A 14,277-nucleotide genomic window follows, 5' to 3' on the forward strand; every position below is an offset into this window, starting at 1 on the left:
GGGGAGCGGATGCCGGGAAAAAGAAGCCAGATCGGATGGGCAGCTGCGGTAGTTCTAGGGTTGGCTTATGCGGTTTTCGGGGCGTATCATCTCTCCCCATGGGCCGCGGCCTGGGACGAAGTGGACTTCGTGCTGGCCCTGGACCGCTTCGATTTGCTGGCCATGCAGCCCCACGCTCCCGGCTATCCCTACTTCATTTTGGGCGGCCGGCTCATGCGCTTCATCACGGAAGATCCCGTTCGCGCACTCGGCTTATGGAACCTGCTGCTCGTTTGCTCCTCCGCTTATCCCATCTACCGGATCGCACGGCGCTGGACGGCGCCTGTTTACGCTTGCCTAGCGGTCGCTCTGACGCTTACGCTGCCGATGAACTGGACGCTCGCTGTGCGGCCGATGTCCGAGGGCGCCGCATTGGCAATCCTGTGGTGGTATCTGTGGACGCTGGTGAGGGTGTGCGAAAAGGGCACCGGCGGCCGCTGGCTCGCTGCGGCTTTTATGTTCGGGCTGCTCATGGGAACCCGCCTCTCCTACGCTCCTTTTGGTCTCGGTCTTCTGCTGGTGTGGATCCTCGCGTGGAGGGAAAGGGAAGTATCCCTACGCCTCCGTTATTCCCGAGCCATACTCTGGGCGGGCGCGGCAGCCGCGTTCCAACTGCTGTGGGTGGCCGGGCTGGCTGCGGCGGAAGGCGGAATCCGCGGCACGATGGTGTTGATGGCGGGATTCGGGGAAGGACACTTTACGCAGTGGGGCGGAGGAGTGGCGCAGTCCGGTCTCCCATTCCGTGAGAGATTCGTTCGGTTCGTTGCGGACAACTGGCTGTGGAGCGGCATGTCGGCACAATCGGCGTTGTTGGCCGTCATGGCCGGCTTGTTAGCCATTGCTGCCCTTGTGATGTACGGGAAAAAGAAGTCTAGAGCCGTTGCTCACCCAAAGCGCCGCGAACAGATGCTCACCGCCGCGGGACTGATCGCCGCCTGCGCGCTGGCTTACGCGGTTTGGGCGCTGCTGGGCCAAAACATTGCCAAACCCCGCCACGCCGCACCGCTCGCCTCGCTCACCATTTTCGCGCTCGGCGTCTGGGCCGTGCGTTCGCGCACCCGAACCGTGACGGCATTGGCCGTGCTGTTCGCTGCGGGCCAGACAGCGATCGGCGCACACCTGGTCATGCTGCAGCATGACCAGTGGCCTGCCGTCTATCAGCTTGCGGACCGGCTGAAAGACCATCCGGCCCCTCGAACGGTTGTGTACACGTGGGAAGAGGAGAGAGTTCTCCGCTACTTGAACGTTCCCGTGCAGACGGTGCCTATTTTCACATACGAATACTTTATGGCGGATATTGCGGCTCAACCTTCCTCCCGGATCCTTCTTACCGGAAGCGTGTGGGAGGAGTTTCGGCGGCAGAGCGGATTGCCGGAGTCGAAAGTTCGTCTTGTCGGCGTCTTTCGTTCCGATCCCCGGCTGGATCCGGTATACGGGACCATACCGCTGTACGAGTGGAATCGAGAGCAATAGGGTACGCTTTAACCAATCTGTGACGTTTTAAAGGATGCTATTGACTATCTAATTGAAAATGATTATCATTACCTCTGGGTCGCGGTTCAGGAAAACCCGTACTCTCATCGGTTCTCGGAAGGTGGAAGCATGAACAAACCTACATTTCGCACAGCGATTCTCTTACTGAGCATCCTCATCGCAGCCGGGTTGTTCCCAGCAAGTGCCGGCGCTTATTCTTATGGCAGCGCCAACACTGAAGCCGTCGCCGAGACATTCAAGCTTGCCGCCGGTAAGCTGAATGCCGAACCCCCGGATTGGACTGCAGCCAAAGCTGCCTACGGGGAAATTCGATCCGAGTTGGAATCTCATTTCGGCAAAGATGTGACGAAGGAAATGGATGACGCTTTCGCCGCACAAGATAAAAACCGCGTGTTGGCGGACTGGAAAGGCGTACTCGTCCTGAACCTCGATCGCAGGTTTACTTACGCGGAGCAGGTTTTCACCGATTACAACCAGGCCAAAACGCTGCTGGCCAAAGCACGTGCGACCTACGAAACGCTGAAGCCCTATATGACCGAACAAGTGTCGGATCAGAAGCTGGCCGAGCTGGACCAGGCATTCGAGGATGCTTTGAATGCACTCGGCAATCCCGGACTGTTCGGCGTCGGCAAAAAGGAGCCGAATCCTGACCTGTTCAAGCAGAAGATCAAGCTGATTTACGACACGGTATCCCCTTTGTTCCAAGAGGCGGGAGGCGGGAATATGGCAACCGGAGAACCGGGGGCATCACCCGCACCGCACCCGCCGATGACCCAAACGAACAAAACGAATACCGCCGTCACGATCGGCGCCGTCGTCATCGTGGCCGCTGTCGCGGCATTGCTGTACTGGCGGTCGCGCCGCCGCAAGTCTTGATCCATTAGAACAACGCAAAGGAGTTCGTTCCATAGATGTCTAAGCTTACCGTTTCCCTCATGTCGCTGATCCTCACCGCCGGCCTTTTGTCCGCCTGCAGTTCGAATCAAGACAACGACCCTGCATCCGCAACGGTCACGCCATCGGCGGCGCCGTCTCAACCGGCTTCCACAACTCCTTCCTCCTCGCCCGCTTCGTCGCCTGCCGCCGTTCCGGTGAATGTCGATAAGTTGATCGCGGATTACAAAGCCATTGTCGACCTGGCGGAAGCCAAAACGGACCCGAAAGCCGTTCAGCAGGCTTACCGGCAAAACTTCCAAGCCCAAGTTCAAGCGATTGACGAAGGCTTGGCGCAAGACGCTCCGCGCATCGACGATAATATTTCGTTCGTGCTCGATCATGGCGTATCGGGCGACATGAATGCGGATCAAGTGGCGGAAGCGACGGAAAAAGGATTGAATTGGTACTTCTATTTTCAATTGCGCGATATCCTGAACAAACAGGTGTTGGAAGCTTTGAAAGCCGGCAAGACCGACGAAGCTTCGACATTGCTGGATCAAGGAATCCGGGCCTATACGGCCGTACTGGAACCGTTCGTTGAGAAGCGGGACGGCAAGTTCCATACGACGATGAAAGACACGATTGCAACCGCGGTTATTCCGAAGCTGCAGGAAGACGTAAAAGCCGGCAATGTCGCGGATTATAACGTCCATCGCCAAATGCTCGACAAAACCCTGATCAAGGCTTTCACGCTGGCCACATATAATTACGGCGAGATCATGCCGACGGTGGATAAAGCCGAGCTCCCGAAGGAAATGACGGAAGGCTACTTCCTCTTCCTCCCGGTGTATACGTACCTCAAGGGCGGGAGCGCTTCCGACGCCGATGCGGTGAAAGACGCGTTCGCTTCCGGAGACGCCTCCAAGGTCGTGCCGGCCAAAATCAAAGCTGCGCTGATCGCGTGCAATACCGGTAAGGTGAAGGAATACCTGGAGACCGCACAGCAAGAAATGAAAAACGGCAAAAAGGACGAATCCCGCGTACATGCAATGGAAGCGGTCATGTTCCTCTCCGCGCAGGAAACGTTTCTCGGGGCGGACTATGCGAAGGCCGCCTCTGCCGGAGAAGCGTTCCTGACTGCGGTCGACCAAGGGAAAGCCGATGAAGCCAAACAGCAAGCCGATACGATACTAGCCGCCCTGTCCAAGCTGTAACAACAGCTTCATCAAGCTACGGGAGCGTGATTACGCCGATGAATTTGCAAGCCTTTCTCATTACGTTCCGCGAAACGATGGAAGCGATTCTGATCGTGGGCGTCATTTTAACCTATCTGAGAAGAATCGGAGAGACTCGCTGGAACAAATGGGTGTGGATCGGAGTCGTTCTCGCGCTGGCCGCCAGCTACGGTGTGGCGCTCGCTTTCCAGGTGGCGCTGACGGGTTACGAAAGCATGTCCAACCAGAACTATATGCGGATCGGTATCATGGCCGTGTCGGCGGGTCTGCTCACGCATATGGTTTTGTTCATGAGCAAGCAGAACCGCAGCTATCAGCTGAGCGTGCAGAGCAAGGTTGCAGCGATTCTGACGGCAGGCGGCGCGCTGAATATGATTGTTCACTCTTTCCTCGTTACGCTGCGGGAAGGGGTGGAGACGGTATTTTTCTTCGCCGCGATCGGGGGTGGCGACATCCAGTCCGCTTTGCAAAGCTGGGGAGCGCTGCTGGGCGTTGCGGGTGCCGGGGTTCTGGGCTATGTGTTTTTCCGGGGAGCCCGGCGCATTCCGCTCGGACATTTCTTTAAAGTGACGAGCGTCTTCCTGATGCTGATCGCAGCGGGTCTCCTTGTGCAGGCGGTCGGGATTATGCAGGATCTCGGGATGATCGGTTCCGTGTACCATACGCCGGGCGGTCAGATCGGGGAAGTTTACAACATTCAAGGCTTCATGCCTGAGCATCCGAACGACGAGATCCATTATATCCGCGACACCGGACACCATCCGTTGATCAACGGACAGGTGGGCATCTTTTTCAAAGCGTTCCTCGGCTATACGCATAATCCTTCCGTCGAAGAATTTGCCGTTTACTGGGGTTACTTCCTAGTGGTGTACCTGATGCTGACCCGGCGCAAGAAGTCGGAGGCATCGGCGGTTGCGGACGCTCAAGCGGTCGGGTCCGAGACGGTCGAAGCCGTCGGAACGGCACAGCGGCAAGGAGCTTGATCGGAGCTTGATGGATGTGTCAACCGGATTTTCGCCTCGGTGCGGAGATCCGGTTTTTCGTTTGCCGCAGCATTTTTCGGGGTAAAGTATGACGGAGTCCAGGATAATCCGGGAAAGGTAGTGATGAAGATGGCCGTCAAAGAGCCGGGCAAAAAAACCGCAAAGCTCCAGGACACACTGAACGAGCAGTTGGCCAACTGGTGGGTTATGTACGTTAAACTGCATCATTTCCATTGGTACGTCAAAGGTCCCCATTTTCCGGTGCTGCACGTGAAATTCGAGGAATTGTACGAAATGGCCGCGAAGAAGCTGGACGAGCTGGCCGAACGCATGCTGGCCATCGGCCTCGAGCCTTCTTCCACGATGAAGGAATATTTGTCGGTGAGCCATATTAAAGAAGGCGGCAAGGCGGGTGCGGACGATACCGACATCCTCGAGACGATCGTCGACGATTTTGCGAAAATGGTGGACGGCTTGAAAAAGGCGACGCAGATCGCGGAAGAAGAGTTCGAGGACACGGCGACCGCGGACATGCTGAACGAGCATATCGAAGACCTCCAGAAGCAAATGTGGATGCTCAACGCAACAATCGGAAAGTAACGGGGATAATGCAAAAGAGAGCCGGCTCGACGCGCTGCGCGGGGTGCCGGCTCTTTTTGCGTTGGGGCAGCGTCTCGTGCGGCAGTGCGAACTGTTTTATCCTTTTGCCGCTATCCCCTTCGATCAGGGGCCACAATCGGACGGCCTGCTCCCGACTACCCAACCGACAGAAATAAGCAGCAGAGAGCTACGATGTGCCGCTCCCGACCAGCAAAACTGAGCGAAGGGGATTCCGAGAAAGCTCGCATACAAAAGGAAATACGAGCATAAACGTTACTTGGACGAGGTGCTGAAAACGCCGTCGCAGCGGGCTTTGTCGAGGACGGGCGAACGTTGTAACCGCTTTTTTCATGGACTTGGTTGGGAGCATTTGCTATAATTGTGAAGGAAAAATGACCGTCCGGCCCCGCCGGATGTGCTTTTTCCGACTTCGAACGCGGAGGGTAAGAGGTGGAGAAGTACATAAACTCGTACGTCATCGTGACGATTTTCCTCATCCTGGGCATCGCGTTTCCGATCGTTATCCTATGGCTCGGCAAGCAATTGAGACCCAGCAAGCCGAACCCGGACAAGGAAACGACCTACGAAAGCGGGAACGACCCGGTTGGAGACAGCCAAATCCGCTTTAACGTCCGCTATTATTTGTATGCGCTTATGTTTGTCGTTTTTGATGTCGAAACCGTATTCCTCTACCCTTGGGCCGTAGCCTATCGACAGCTCGGCTTATTTGCGTTGGTGGAGATGGTGATCTTCGTCGGGCTGCTGCTCGTGGGCCTGGCCTATGCCTGGAAGAAGAAGGTGCTGCAATGGAACTCGATTTAGCCAATGTGACTCCGGAAGAACGTCAGGAGCTGGAACGCAACGTTTTTTTCGGCACCGTCGAGCAGTTGAAGGGGTGGGCCCGCAGCAACTCGCTGTGGCCGCTTACGTTCGGTCTTGCTTGCTGTGCGATCGAGATGATGACCGCGGGCGCGCCTCACTATGATTTGGACCGCTTCGGGGTCATGTTCCGTACTTCCCCCCGTCAATCCGACGTCATGATCGTGTCCGGTACGGTCACCAAGAAGATGGGCCCGCTGCTCAAGCGGTTATATGATCAAATGCCGGAGCCCAAGTGGGTGATCGCGATGGGTTCTTGCGCGACGGCAGGCGGACCCTACGTGAAATCGTATTCCGTCGTGAAAGGCGTGGACCAGATCGTGCCGGTTGACGTCTATATTCCTGGATGTCCGCCGAACCCGGCCGCCCTTATTTACGGAATCAATAAACTGCAAGCCAAAATCAGATACGAAGCCAAAACCGGGAAGCAGGTGACCGGCGGATGAGCGATGAGGAACTGAAATCGGGCGGCGAGCCGGGCAGCGCTTCGGAGACACAGCCGGAGCAGCCGAAGCCGGAAGCGCCGGCGGCCGCCGAAACCCCGGCAGCAGCAGCCCCGCCTGCCCCGGCCGCCGGAGAAGGAGAAGCCCCGGCGCCTCGCCGCAAAGAGACGGACGAAGAGAAAGCCGCACGCCGTAAGGCCGCATTGGAAGCGAAGGAAGCGGCCAAAGCCGCGGCCGCGTTGGCTAAAGCTGCAGCAGCTTCAGGAACGGCACCCGCACCCGCTGCATCAGGAGAATCTCCAGCCGCGGCTGGAGATGCACCGGCGGAGCCGCCTGCGCCGCCCAAGCCGCCGTCCCCGAACCAGCCCCGGCTCGACCGGGCCGTCGCGCTGCTGCGTGAGCTGATCGCGGAGGATGCGGTGGAGGAAGCGTACATCAACGAACCGAACGATCATTTGCCGACGCTCGTGCTGAAGAATGACTGCTGGAAAGAAGCCGCCGCGCTTTTCCGCGATCACCAAGAGCTCGGATGCCATTATTTGCGCAACGTATCCGGCGTTGATTATGAAACTTACATGGAAGTCGTGTATTACCCGCTCAACATGGAGCGACGCGAGACGTACTGCATCAAGGTGCGTACCGACCGCGAACAACCGTCCGTTCCGTCCGTTACTCCGATTTGGGAGACGGCGAACTGGAACGAACGCGAAATTTTCGATTTGCTCGGCGTCGATTTTCCGGGACATCCCGACTTACGCCGGATCATGATGCCCGACGACTGGGTCGGCCATCCGCTTCGCAAAGACTACGTCCCGCTTGACCCGGAGGTGTAACTACAGCGTGATCCGTACCGAAGAACTGCTGCTGAACGTCGGCCCCCAGCATCCCAGTACGCACGGGGTGTTCCGAATTGTTGTGAAGCTTGACGGGGAAGTCATCACGGAAGCGACGCCGGTGATGGGGTATCTGCACCGCGGGACCGAGAAGCTCGCCGAAAATCTCAATTTTACGCAAATTATTCCTTATACCGACCGGATGGACTACGTGTCCGCCATGACGAACAATTATGTGCTCGTGCATGCCGTGGAGAAGATGATGGAGCTCGAAATTCCCGAACGTGCGGAATTCCTCCGTCTCATTGTCATGGAAATGCAGCGCATTGCGAGCCACCTCGTATGGTGGGGGACTTATTTGCTCGACATCGGCGCGATGAGTCCTTTTTTGTTCGCGTTCAGCGACAGGGAAAGAATTCTCGAGCTGTTTAACGAACTGTGCGGCGCGCGCCTCACTTATAACTACATGCGCGTCGGCGGCGTCAAATGGGACGCTCCGGAAGGCTGGATCGAGAAGGTCAAACGTTTCGTGAAAGACATGAAGCTGCGGCTCGACGAGTACCACAATCTCGTGAGCGGCAACGAGATCTTCCTCTCACGGATCAAGGGTGTCGGCAAGTACGACGCGGAAACCGCGATCCGATACGGCTTGTCCGGCGCCAACCTGCGCTCGACGGGCGTCAAGTGGGATTTGCGCAAAACCGAGCCTTACAGTTTGTACAACCGCTTCGACTTCGACATCGTCGTCGGCCGGAACGGCGATTGCTACGACCGTTATTTGTGCCGCATGGGCGAAATCGAGCAAAGCATTCGCATTCTGGAGCAGGCGCTTGAGCAATTCCCGGCCGAGGGGGAAACGATGGGCAAGGTGCCTCGCGTCATCCGTCCTCCGGGCGGAGAGATCTATGTGCGCATCGAGTCGCCGCGCGGCGAAATCGGCTGCCATCTTGTCTCCAAAGGCAAAGCCGAACCGTACCGGTTGAAATTCCGCCGGCCGTCCTTCGTGAACTTGCAAATCCTGCCCAAGCTGTTGGTAGGAGAGAGCATGACGAACTTGGTCACGATTCTCGGCGGCATTGACATCGTGCTCGGGGAGGTCGACTGCTGATGCAGCGTTTTTGGGATCAGCCTCTAACTTGGGGCCACGGAGCGATCTTTATCGCGGGAGCCATCGGCGTATTGGCGTTCGTGCTTCTCTTCGTCACCTACGCCATCTACTTCGAACGTAAAGTCATCGGCTGGATGCAGTTCCGCAAAGGTCCGAACCGGACCGGCCCGCTGGGGCTGCTTCAGTCGGTGGCGGACGTGGCGAAGTTGCTGCTGAAGGAAGACACGATTCCGAAAAAGGCTGACAAAGGCTTGTTCGTTCTGGCGCCTGTGCTGGCGTTCGTGCCGTCTTTCGTGGTGCTGGCGTTCATCCCTTACAGCCAAAACCTGCAATTCGCCGATTTGAACATCGGCTTCCTCTATTACATCGCGTTATCCGGCATCACCACGATCGCCATCGTCATCGGCGGCTGGGCGTCGAACAACAAATACGCGCTGCTGGGCGGCATGCGCTCGGCGGCCCAAATGATCAGCTACGAAGTGCCGCTGGTCATCTCCGTCGTTGGATGCGTCATGTGGGCGAACAGCTTGAACCTGCGGGATATTGTGGCCTCGCAGGGCAGCTATTTCTGGCACTGGAACTTTTTGCCTCAAATCGTGGGATTCGCCGTGTTTGTCGTGGCTGCGATTTCCGAGCTCAACCGGACGCCGTTCGACCTTCCGGAAGCGGAGTCGGAGCTGGTGGCCGGTTATCACGTGGAATACAGCGGTTTTCGCTTCGCGTTCTTCATGCTGTCGGAGTATGTATACGTGTACGCCATCGCCTGTCTCACGACCCTGCTGTTCCTCGGAGGGTGGAATCCACCGATTCCGCAGCTGGATTTCATCCCGGGCATCATTTGGTTTTTCCTGAAATTTGCGGTTATCGTATTCTGCCTTTTCTGGATTCGGGCGACGTTCCCGCGTCTGCGGGTCGATCAACTGATGGGATTGGCCTGGAAAGTGTTGCTGCCGCTCGCCATTCTCAACATTTTCATCACGGCGGCTTACATCGAACTGTGGGGAATGGGAGGCTGATCGAATGAAAGGCATGATGAAAGGTCTCGGCGTCACGCTCAAATCGTTGGGCGCGAAAAAAGTGACCCATGCATACCCCGATGTCCCGATTCAAATGCCGGACCGATTTCGCGGTATCCAGTACGTAAGTGAAGAGAAATGCATCGTCTGCAACCAATGCGCGCGCATTTGCCCGACGGAATGCATCACGCTTACGGGCAAACCGAATCCGGATCCGGAGAAAAAGGGCAAGGTGCTCGACACGTTCGACATCAATTTCGAAATTTGCATCCTTTGCGATTTGTGCACGGAAGTGTGCCCGACCGAAGCGATCGTGATGACGAACAACTTCGAGCTAGCGGCCTACAGCCGCGACGAATTGTTCAAGGATCTCAAATGGCTGGGAGACAACACCGAGAATATCCGGCAAGATAACAACAACATCGGCGCTCCTCAGAGGGGAGGCGCGAAGTAGGCTATGAGCTTTAACATCGAATTTACCGGAGAGTTCGTCGCGTTCTTCTCGCTGGCCGTTTGCGCCATCGTAGGTGCGGTAATGGCTCTCAACTTCACGAAAGTGGTGCACATGGCGCTGTCGCTGGCGTTCACCTTCATCGCGCTGGCCGGTTTGTTCGTGGTGCTGGAAGCCGAATTCGTGGCCTTCGTTCAAGTGCTTCTCTATGTGGGCGCCATCACGATTTTGATGATTTTCGGCATCATGATGACCAAGCATCAAGGCGAAGGACAAGAACCGTCGCGTCCTCTGTTGGAGACGCTGGGTGCGATCGGGTGCCTGGCCTTGCTGGGGATTTTGATTTTTGCCATTCGCGATGCCAACTTTCCCGCCGATTCGGCGCCGCTGCCTTTGGACACGACGCGTGAAATCGGCAAATTGCTCTTCACCCAAATGGCCGTACCGTTCGAACTCGTCTCCGTGCTGCTGACCGTCGCCTTCATCGGTGCGGTGGCTTTGGCGAAGAGAGAGGAGGATCCGCAATGAACATGCTGGCCTCTTATCTGACGCTGGCCGCCGTCTTGTTCTGCATCGGTCTGTACGGCGTCATCGTCAAACGCAATGCCATCATCGTCCTGCTGTCCATCGAATTGATGCTGAACGCGGTAAACCTGAACTTGGTGGCCTTCTCCAAATACGGCGTTCAACCTTCGCTCACCGGACAACTGTTCTCGCTGTTCACGATGACCGTCGCCGCCGCCGAAGCTGCGGTCGGTGTCGCCATATTGGTCGCGATTTACCGTGCCCGGGCCTCCGTGAACGTGGACGAATTCGACGAGTTGAGGAGGTAACGCCATGACTTTCGCACAATACGCCTGGCTTGTCCCCTTGTTTCCGGTGGCCGCCTTCGCCGTACTGATCACATTGGGCCGGGGAGCCGGAAGGCAAGCGGCGTGGATCGGGACGCTGGCGTCGCTCGTGTCGCTGATCTTATCGCTCTGCATCGCGGGCGAACGGTTGTCGGGAACGGTAGACGAATACAACGCCCACTTCACCTGGCTTCAGATCGGCAATTATTCGCTGAACGCCGGATTCGACGTGACGAACCTGACGTCGCTGATGCTTGTCGTCGTGACGCTGGTAAGTTTCCTGGTTAATCTCTACTCCCACGGATACATGCGGGACGATGAGAGAATCACCACCTTTTTCGCTTATGTGGCCTTGTTCACCGCATCGATGCTCGGATTGGTTCTCTCCGACAACTTGCTGACTCTCTATATTTTCTGGGAACTCGTCGGCGTCTGTTCGTTCCTGCTCGTCGGTTTCTGGTTTCAAAAGCCGGAAGCGAAAGCGGCTGCCAAGAAGGCGTTTATCGTCACCCGCATCGGGGATCTGGGGCTGCTCATCGCCCTGCTGCTGCTGTTCTGGTACATGCCGGGTAACGCACTCGATTTCTCCAGTATTCATAACGTGTTTACCACGGAGGCAGGCGTAATAGCTGGCGGCATTACGACGCTGATCGCACTGCTGATCTTCCTGGGTGCGGTCGGCAAATCCGGTCAGTTCCCGCTGCATGTGTGGTTACCGGACGCGATGGAAGGTCCGACACCGATCAGCGCGCTCATCCATGCCGCGACGATGGTCGCCGCCGGCGTATTCCTCGTGGCGAGGACGTTCGTCATCTTCCAAGCATCGGATGCCGCCATGACTACAGTGGCCGTCATCGGCGGGTTCACCGCGATTTTCGCGGCCACCATCGGCCTTGCTCAGAACGACATCAAGCGGATTTTGGCCTACTCGACCGTCAGCCAACTCGGTTACATGATGCTGGCGCTGGGTGTCGGGTCGGTATCTGCGGCGATGTTTCATTTGTTCACGCACGCCTTTTTCAAAGCGCTTCTGTTCCTCGGGGCCGGCAGTGTGATCCACGCCGTACATACGCAAGACATCCGGGAAATGGGCGGAGTCGGCCGGAACATGAAGATTACCGCCTGGACATTCGGCATCGGCGCTCTGGCGCTGTCCGGAATCCCGCCGTTCGCCGGATTCTGGTCGAAGGACGCGATTCTTACCGCGGCGCTTACGCACCAGCCGCTGCTGTTCTGGGTCGGCGCGGTGACCGCTTTCCTGACCGCGTTGTATATGGCGAGACTATTCTTCATGGTGTTCGCCGGCAATCCGCGGGGCGAAGCCCATGCTCATGAATCGCCTGCCATTATGACGCTTCCGCTGATTGTCTTGGCGGTGCTTGCCGTTGTCGCCGGCTTCGTCGAAACACCGTTTAACGGATGGTTCGGCGAATGGGTGACCGGTGAGAAACCCGAAGCTCACACGAGCGCAATGGTCATCGTCGTTTCCGTGGCGGTGAGCTTGCTGGGGGTTTATCTCGGCTGGCTGATTTACGCAAAAGGAACGGTCAGACGCGACATCGTTTCTTCCCGCATTCCCGGTCTGGTGAAAGTGCTGGAAAATAAATATTACATCGACGAGCTGTACCGGTTCATCCTTGTGAAACCGCTGGGCGGTCTCGGCAAAGCTTTGGCGGTGTTCGACGAGTACGTCGTGGACGGAGTCGTCCGTATGGCGGGCCAATCCGCTGCCGGTCTCGGCCGTCTCAATGCCCGGCTGCAGAGCGGACAACTGCAAGGTTACGCGCTGACCGCGCTGATCGGGCTCGTCATTATTGCGCTTGCGATAGCCGGAAGGAGGTTCTGGTAAATGCTCGAGAACATTCCGGTACTGTCGTGCATCTTGCTCGCTCCTTTGGTCGGAGCGCTTCTCGTACTGCTGCTGCCTAAACAACAAGGAAGCTGGCATCGTGTTACGGCTCTGGTCTTCTCGGTAATTCCGCTTGTTTTGACTTTGTGGCTCTTCGCCTCCTATCAAACGGCAACCGGCGGAGCTCCGTACACCGAACATTTTACGTGGCTGTCGATTCCGCTGAGTCGCGACTTGGGCCAGGATATCAGCTCAATGCTGGTCAATTTCGATTACCACTTGTCGATTGATGGAATTTCGCTTCCTCTGCTGCTGCTGACATCCGTCGTCTCCGTCATGGCGGCGATCGCGTCCGTGCATGTCCGCAAACGCTGGAAAATGTATTATGCCCTGTTCCTGCTGCTTGAAACCGGCATGTATGGGGTGTTTCTAGCACGGGATTTGGTCCTGTTTTTCATCTTCTTCGAACTCACGCTTATTCCGATGTTTTTCCTGATCGGGGTGTGGGGTTACTTCGCTCGCGAAAAAGCCGCCAATCGGTTCCTTGTCTATAACGGACTCGGATCCGCCGCGATGCTGCTCGCTTTTCTGATCCTGATCGCCACGGCGGGATTCACGGCGGTTCAAGGTACCGACGGGGTACAAATCGCGTACAGCGGCAGCTACGACGTGCTGCTGAACAACATAGCCGATCCGAATGCTTATGCCAATATGGATCCGAGCCAGACGGGAGATGCCGGACTTCATCTCTCCGAGGGTTTGAAAAACTGGGCGTTCGTCTTGCTGCTCATCGCGTTCGGCATCAAAATTCCGATCTTTCCGTTCCACACCTGGATGCTCCGTGTACATACCGAAGCGCCTCCGCCGGTTGTCATGATCCACTCGGGCGTGCTTCTCAAGATGGGCGTGTACGGCTTGATCCGCTTCGCAGCGTTCCTGCTTCCCGCGCAGCTGGAAGATTGGTCGACAACGCTTGCCGTCTTAGGTGTGATCAACATTTTGTACGGGGCGGTATTGGCCTGTGTGCAAAAGGAGTTCAAGCTCGTGCTGGCGTACTCCAGCGTCAGCCATATGGGCATCGTGCTGCTCGGGATTGCGTCGTTGAATGAAATCGGCTTGCAGGGGGCGATTTACCAATCCGTCTCCCACGGTCTCATTTCCGCGCTGTTGTTCCTCATCGTCGGCACGTTGTACGAAAGAACAGGTACGACGCAAATCGACGAGCTGGGGGGACTGGCGAAGTCGATGCCGTTCTTGTCCGGCATTTTGCTGACTGCGGGGATGGCTTCGCTCGGATTGCCTGGATTGTCCGGCTTCGTGGGCGAGTTTCTGTCGTTCCTCGGCTTGTTCGGCTCCATGAAATGGTTGACCGCCATCGGGGTGCTCGGCGTTTTGTTAGCGGCCGTATATGTGCTGCGCAGCGTGCTCGGCATCACGTTCGGACCGATTCCGGACCGGTGGACGGATATCAAAGACGCGCGCTTTGTCGAAGCGGTGCCGATGATCGCCTTAACGGCGCTGATCGTGCTGCTCGGCGTGTTCCCGTCCGTCATGACCGATATGATGCAGCAAGGCTTCAACGGCCTGCTGGAACAAATTCAACAGAGGGCGGGGGGTTGA

Annotated in this window: 15 protein-coding genes; all 15 read left to right on the forward strand. The window is 57.0% G+C overall.

What is annotated here, in order from left to right:
* The first annotated feature begins 9 nt into the window (after positions 1-9).
* The 15 genes from E5161_RS11875 to E5161_RS11945 all read left to right on the forward strand — a co-directional run bounded on the left by E5161_RS11875 (position 10) and on the right by E5161_RS11945 (position 14,277).
* Positions 10-1,512, forward strand: coding sequence for a glycosyltransferase family 39 protein (locus tag E5161_RS11875; protein ID WP_136778030.1), 1,503 nt, complete (start codon positions 10-12; stop codon positions 1,510-1,512).
* A 129-nt stretch (positions 1,513-1,641) separates the two neighbouring features.
* On the forward strand, positions 1,642-2,409 hold the full coding sequence (locus E5161_RS11880; protein ID WP_136778031.1) for a hypothetical protein: 768 nt from the start codon (positions 1,642-1,644) through the stop codon (positions 2,407-2,409).
* A 35-nt stretch (positions 2,410-2,444) separates the two neighbouring features.
* A complete protein-coding gene (locus tag E5161_RS11885) occupies positions 2,445-3,623 on the forward strand; it encodes a hypothetical protein (protein WP_136778032.1) in 1,179 nt (392 codons plus the stop codon).
* A 38-nt stretch (positions 3,624-3,661) separates the two neighbouring features.
* Positions 3,662-4,627, forward strand: a complete 966-nt coding sequence (locus tag E5161_RS11890; protein ID WP_136778033.1) for an FTR1 family iron permease — start codon at positions 3,662-3,664, stop codon at positions 4,625-4,627.
* A 123-nt stretch (positions 4,628-4,750) separates the two neighbouring features.
* On the forward strand, positions 4,751-5,227 hold the full coding sequence (locus tag E5161_RS11895) for a Dps family protein (protein WP_246042195.1): 477 nt from the start codon (positions 4,751-4,753) through the stop codon (positions 5,225-5,227).
* Positions 5,228-5,677: 450 nt separating this feature from the next.
* A complete protein-coding gene (locus E5161_RS11900; RefSeq protein ID WP_136778034.1) occupies positions 5,678-6,049 on the forward strand; it encodes an NADH-quinone oxidoreductase subunit A in 372 nt (123 codons plus the stop codon).
* Entirely contained in the window at positions 6,034-6,552 is a 519-nt protein-coding gene (locus tag E5161_RS11905) for a NuoB/complex I 20 kDa subunit family protein (RefSeq protein ID WP_136778035.1), read from the forward strand. Before E5161_RS11900 ends, E5161_RS11905 begins: the two co-directional genes overlap by 16 nt.
* Positions 6,549-7,382, forward strand: coding sequence for an NADH-quinone oxidoreductase subunit C (locus E5161_RS11910; RefSeq protein ID WP_136778036.1), 834 nt, complete (start codon positions 6,549-6,551; stop codon positions 7,380-7,382). Before E5161_RS11905 ends, E5161_RS11910 begins: the two co-directional genes overlap by 4 nt.
* Positions 7,383-7,389: 7 nt before the next feature.
* Positions 7,390-8,490, forward strand: coding sequence for an NADH-quinone oxidoreductase subunit D (locus E5161_RS11915; RefSeq protein WP_136778037.1), 1,101 nt, complete (start codon positions 7,390-7,392; stop codon positions 8,488-8,490).
* Positions 8,490-9,506, forward strand: coding sequence for an NADH-quinone oxidoreductase subunit NuoH (gene nuoH, locus E5161_RS11920; RefSeq protein ID WP_136778038.1), 1,017 nt, complete (start codon positions 8,490-8,492; stop codon positions 9,504-9,506). The genes E5161_RS11915 and nuoH overlap by 1 nt, the downstream gene beginning before the upstream one ends.
* Positions 9,507-9,510: 4 nt before the next feature.
* On the forward strand, positions 9,511-9,960 hold the full coding sequence (nuoI, locus tag E5161_RS11925; protein WP_136778039.1) for an NADH-quinone oxidoreductase subunit NuoI: 450 nt from the start codon (positions 9,511-9,513) through the stop codon (positions 9,958-9,960).
* 3 nt (positions 9,961-9,963) lie between these two features.
* A complete protein-coding gene (locus E5161_RS11930; protein WP_136778040.1) occupies positions 9,964-10,485 on the forward strand; it encodes an NADH-quinone oxidoreductase subunit J in 522 nt (173 codons plus the stop codon).
* Between the two features lie 2 nt (positions 10,486-10,487).
* The gene (nuoK, locus tag E5161_RS11935) at positions 10,488-10,790 is read left to right on the forward strand and encodes an NADH-quinone oxidoreductase subunit NuoK (protein WP_425456518.1); all 303 of its coding nucleotides are present in this window, start codon (positions 10,488-10,490) and stop codon (positions 10,788-10,790) included.
* Positions 10,791-10,794: 4 nt separating this feature from the next.
* Positions 10,795-12,657 carry an NADH-quinone oxidoreductase subunit L gene (nuoL, locus tag E5161_RS11940; protein ID WP_136778042.1) on the forward strand — a complete coding sequence of 621 codons (1,863 nt, stop codon included), beginning with the start codon at positions 10,795-10,797 and terminating at the stop codon, positions 12,655-12,657.
* Positions 12,658-14,277, forward strand: a complete 1,620-nt coding sequence (locus E5161_RS11945) for a complex I subunit 4 family protein (protein ID WP_136778043.1) — start codon at positions 12,658-12,660, stop codon at positions 14,275-14,277. It begins immediately after the preceding gene.

The sequence above is a fragment of the Cohnella pontilimi genome, assembly GCF_005049045.1.
Taxonomy (GTDB): domain Bacteria; phylum Bacillota; class Bacilli; order Paenibacillales; family Paenibacillaceae; genus Cohnella; species Cohnella pontilimi.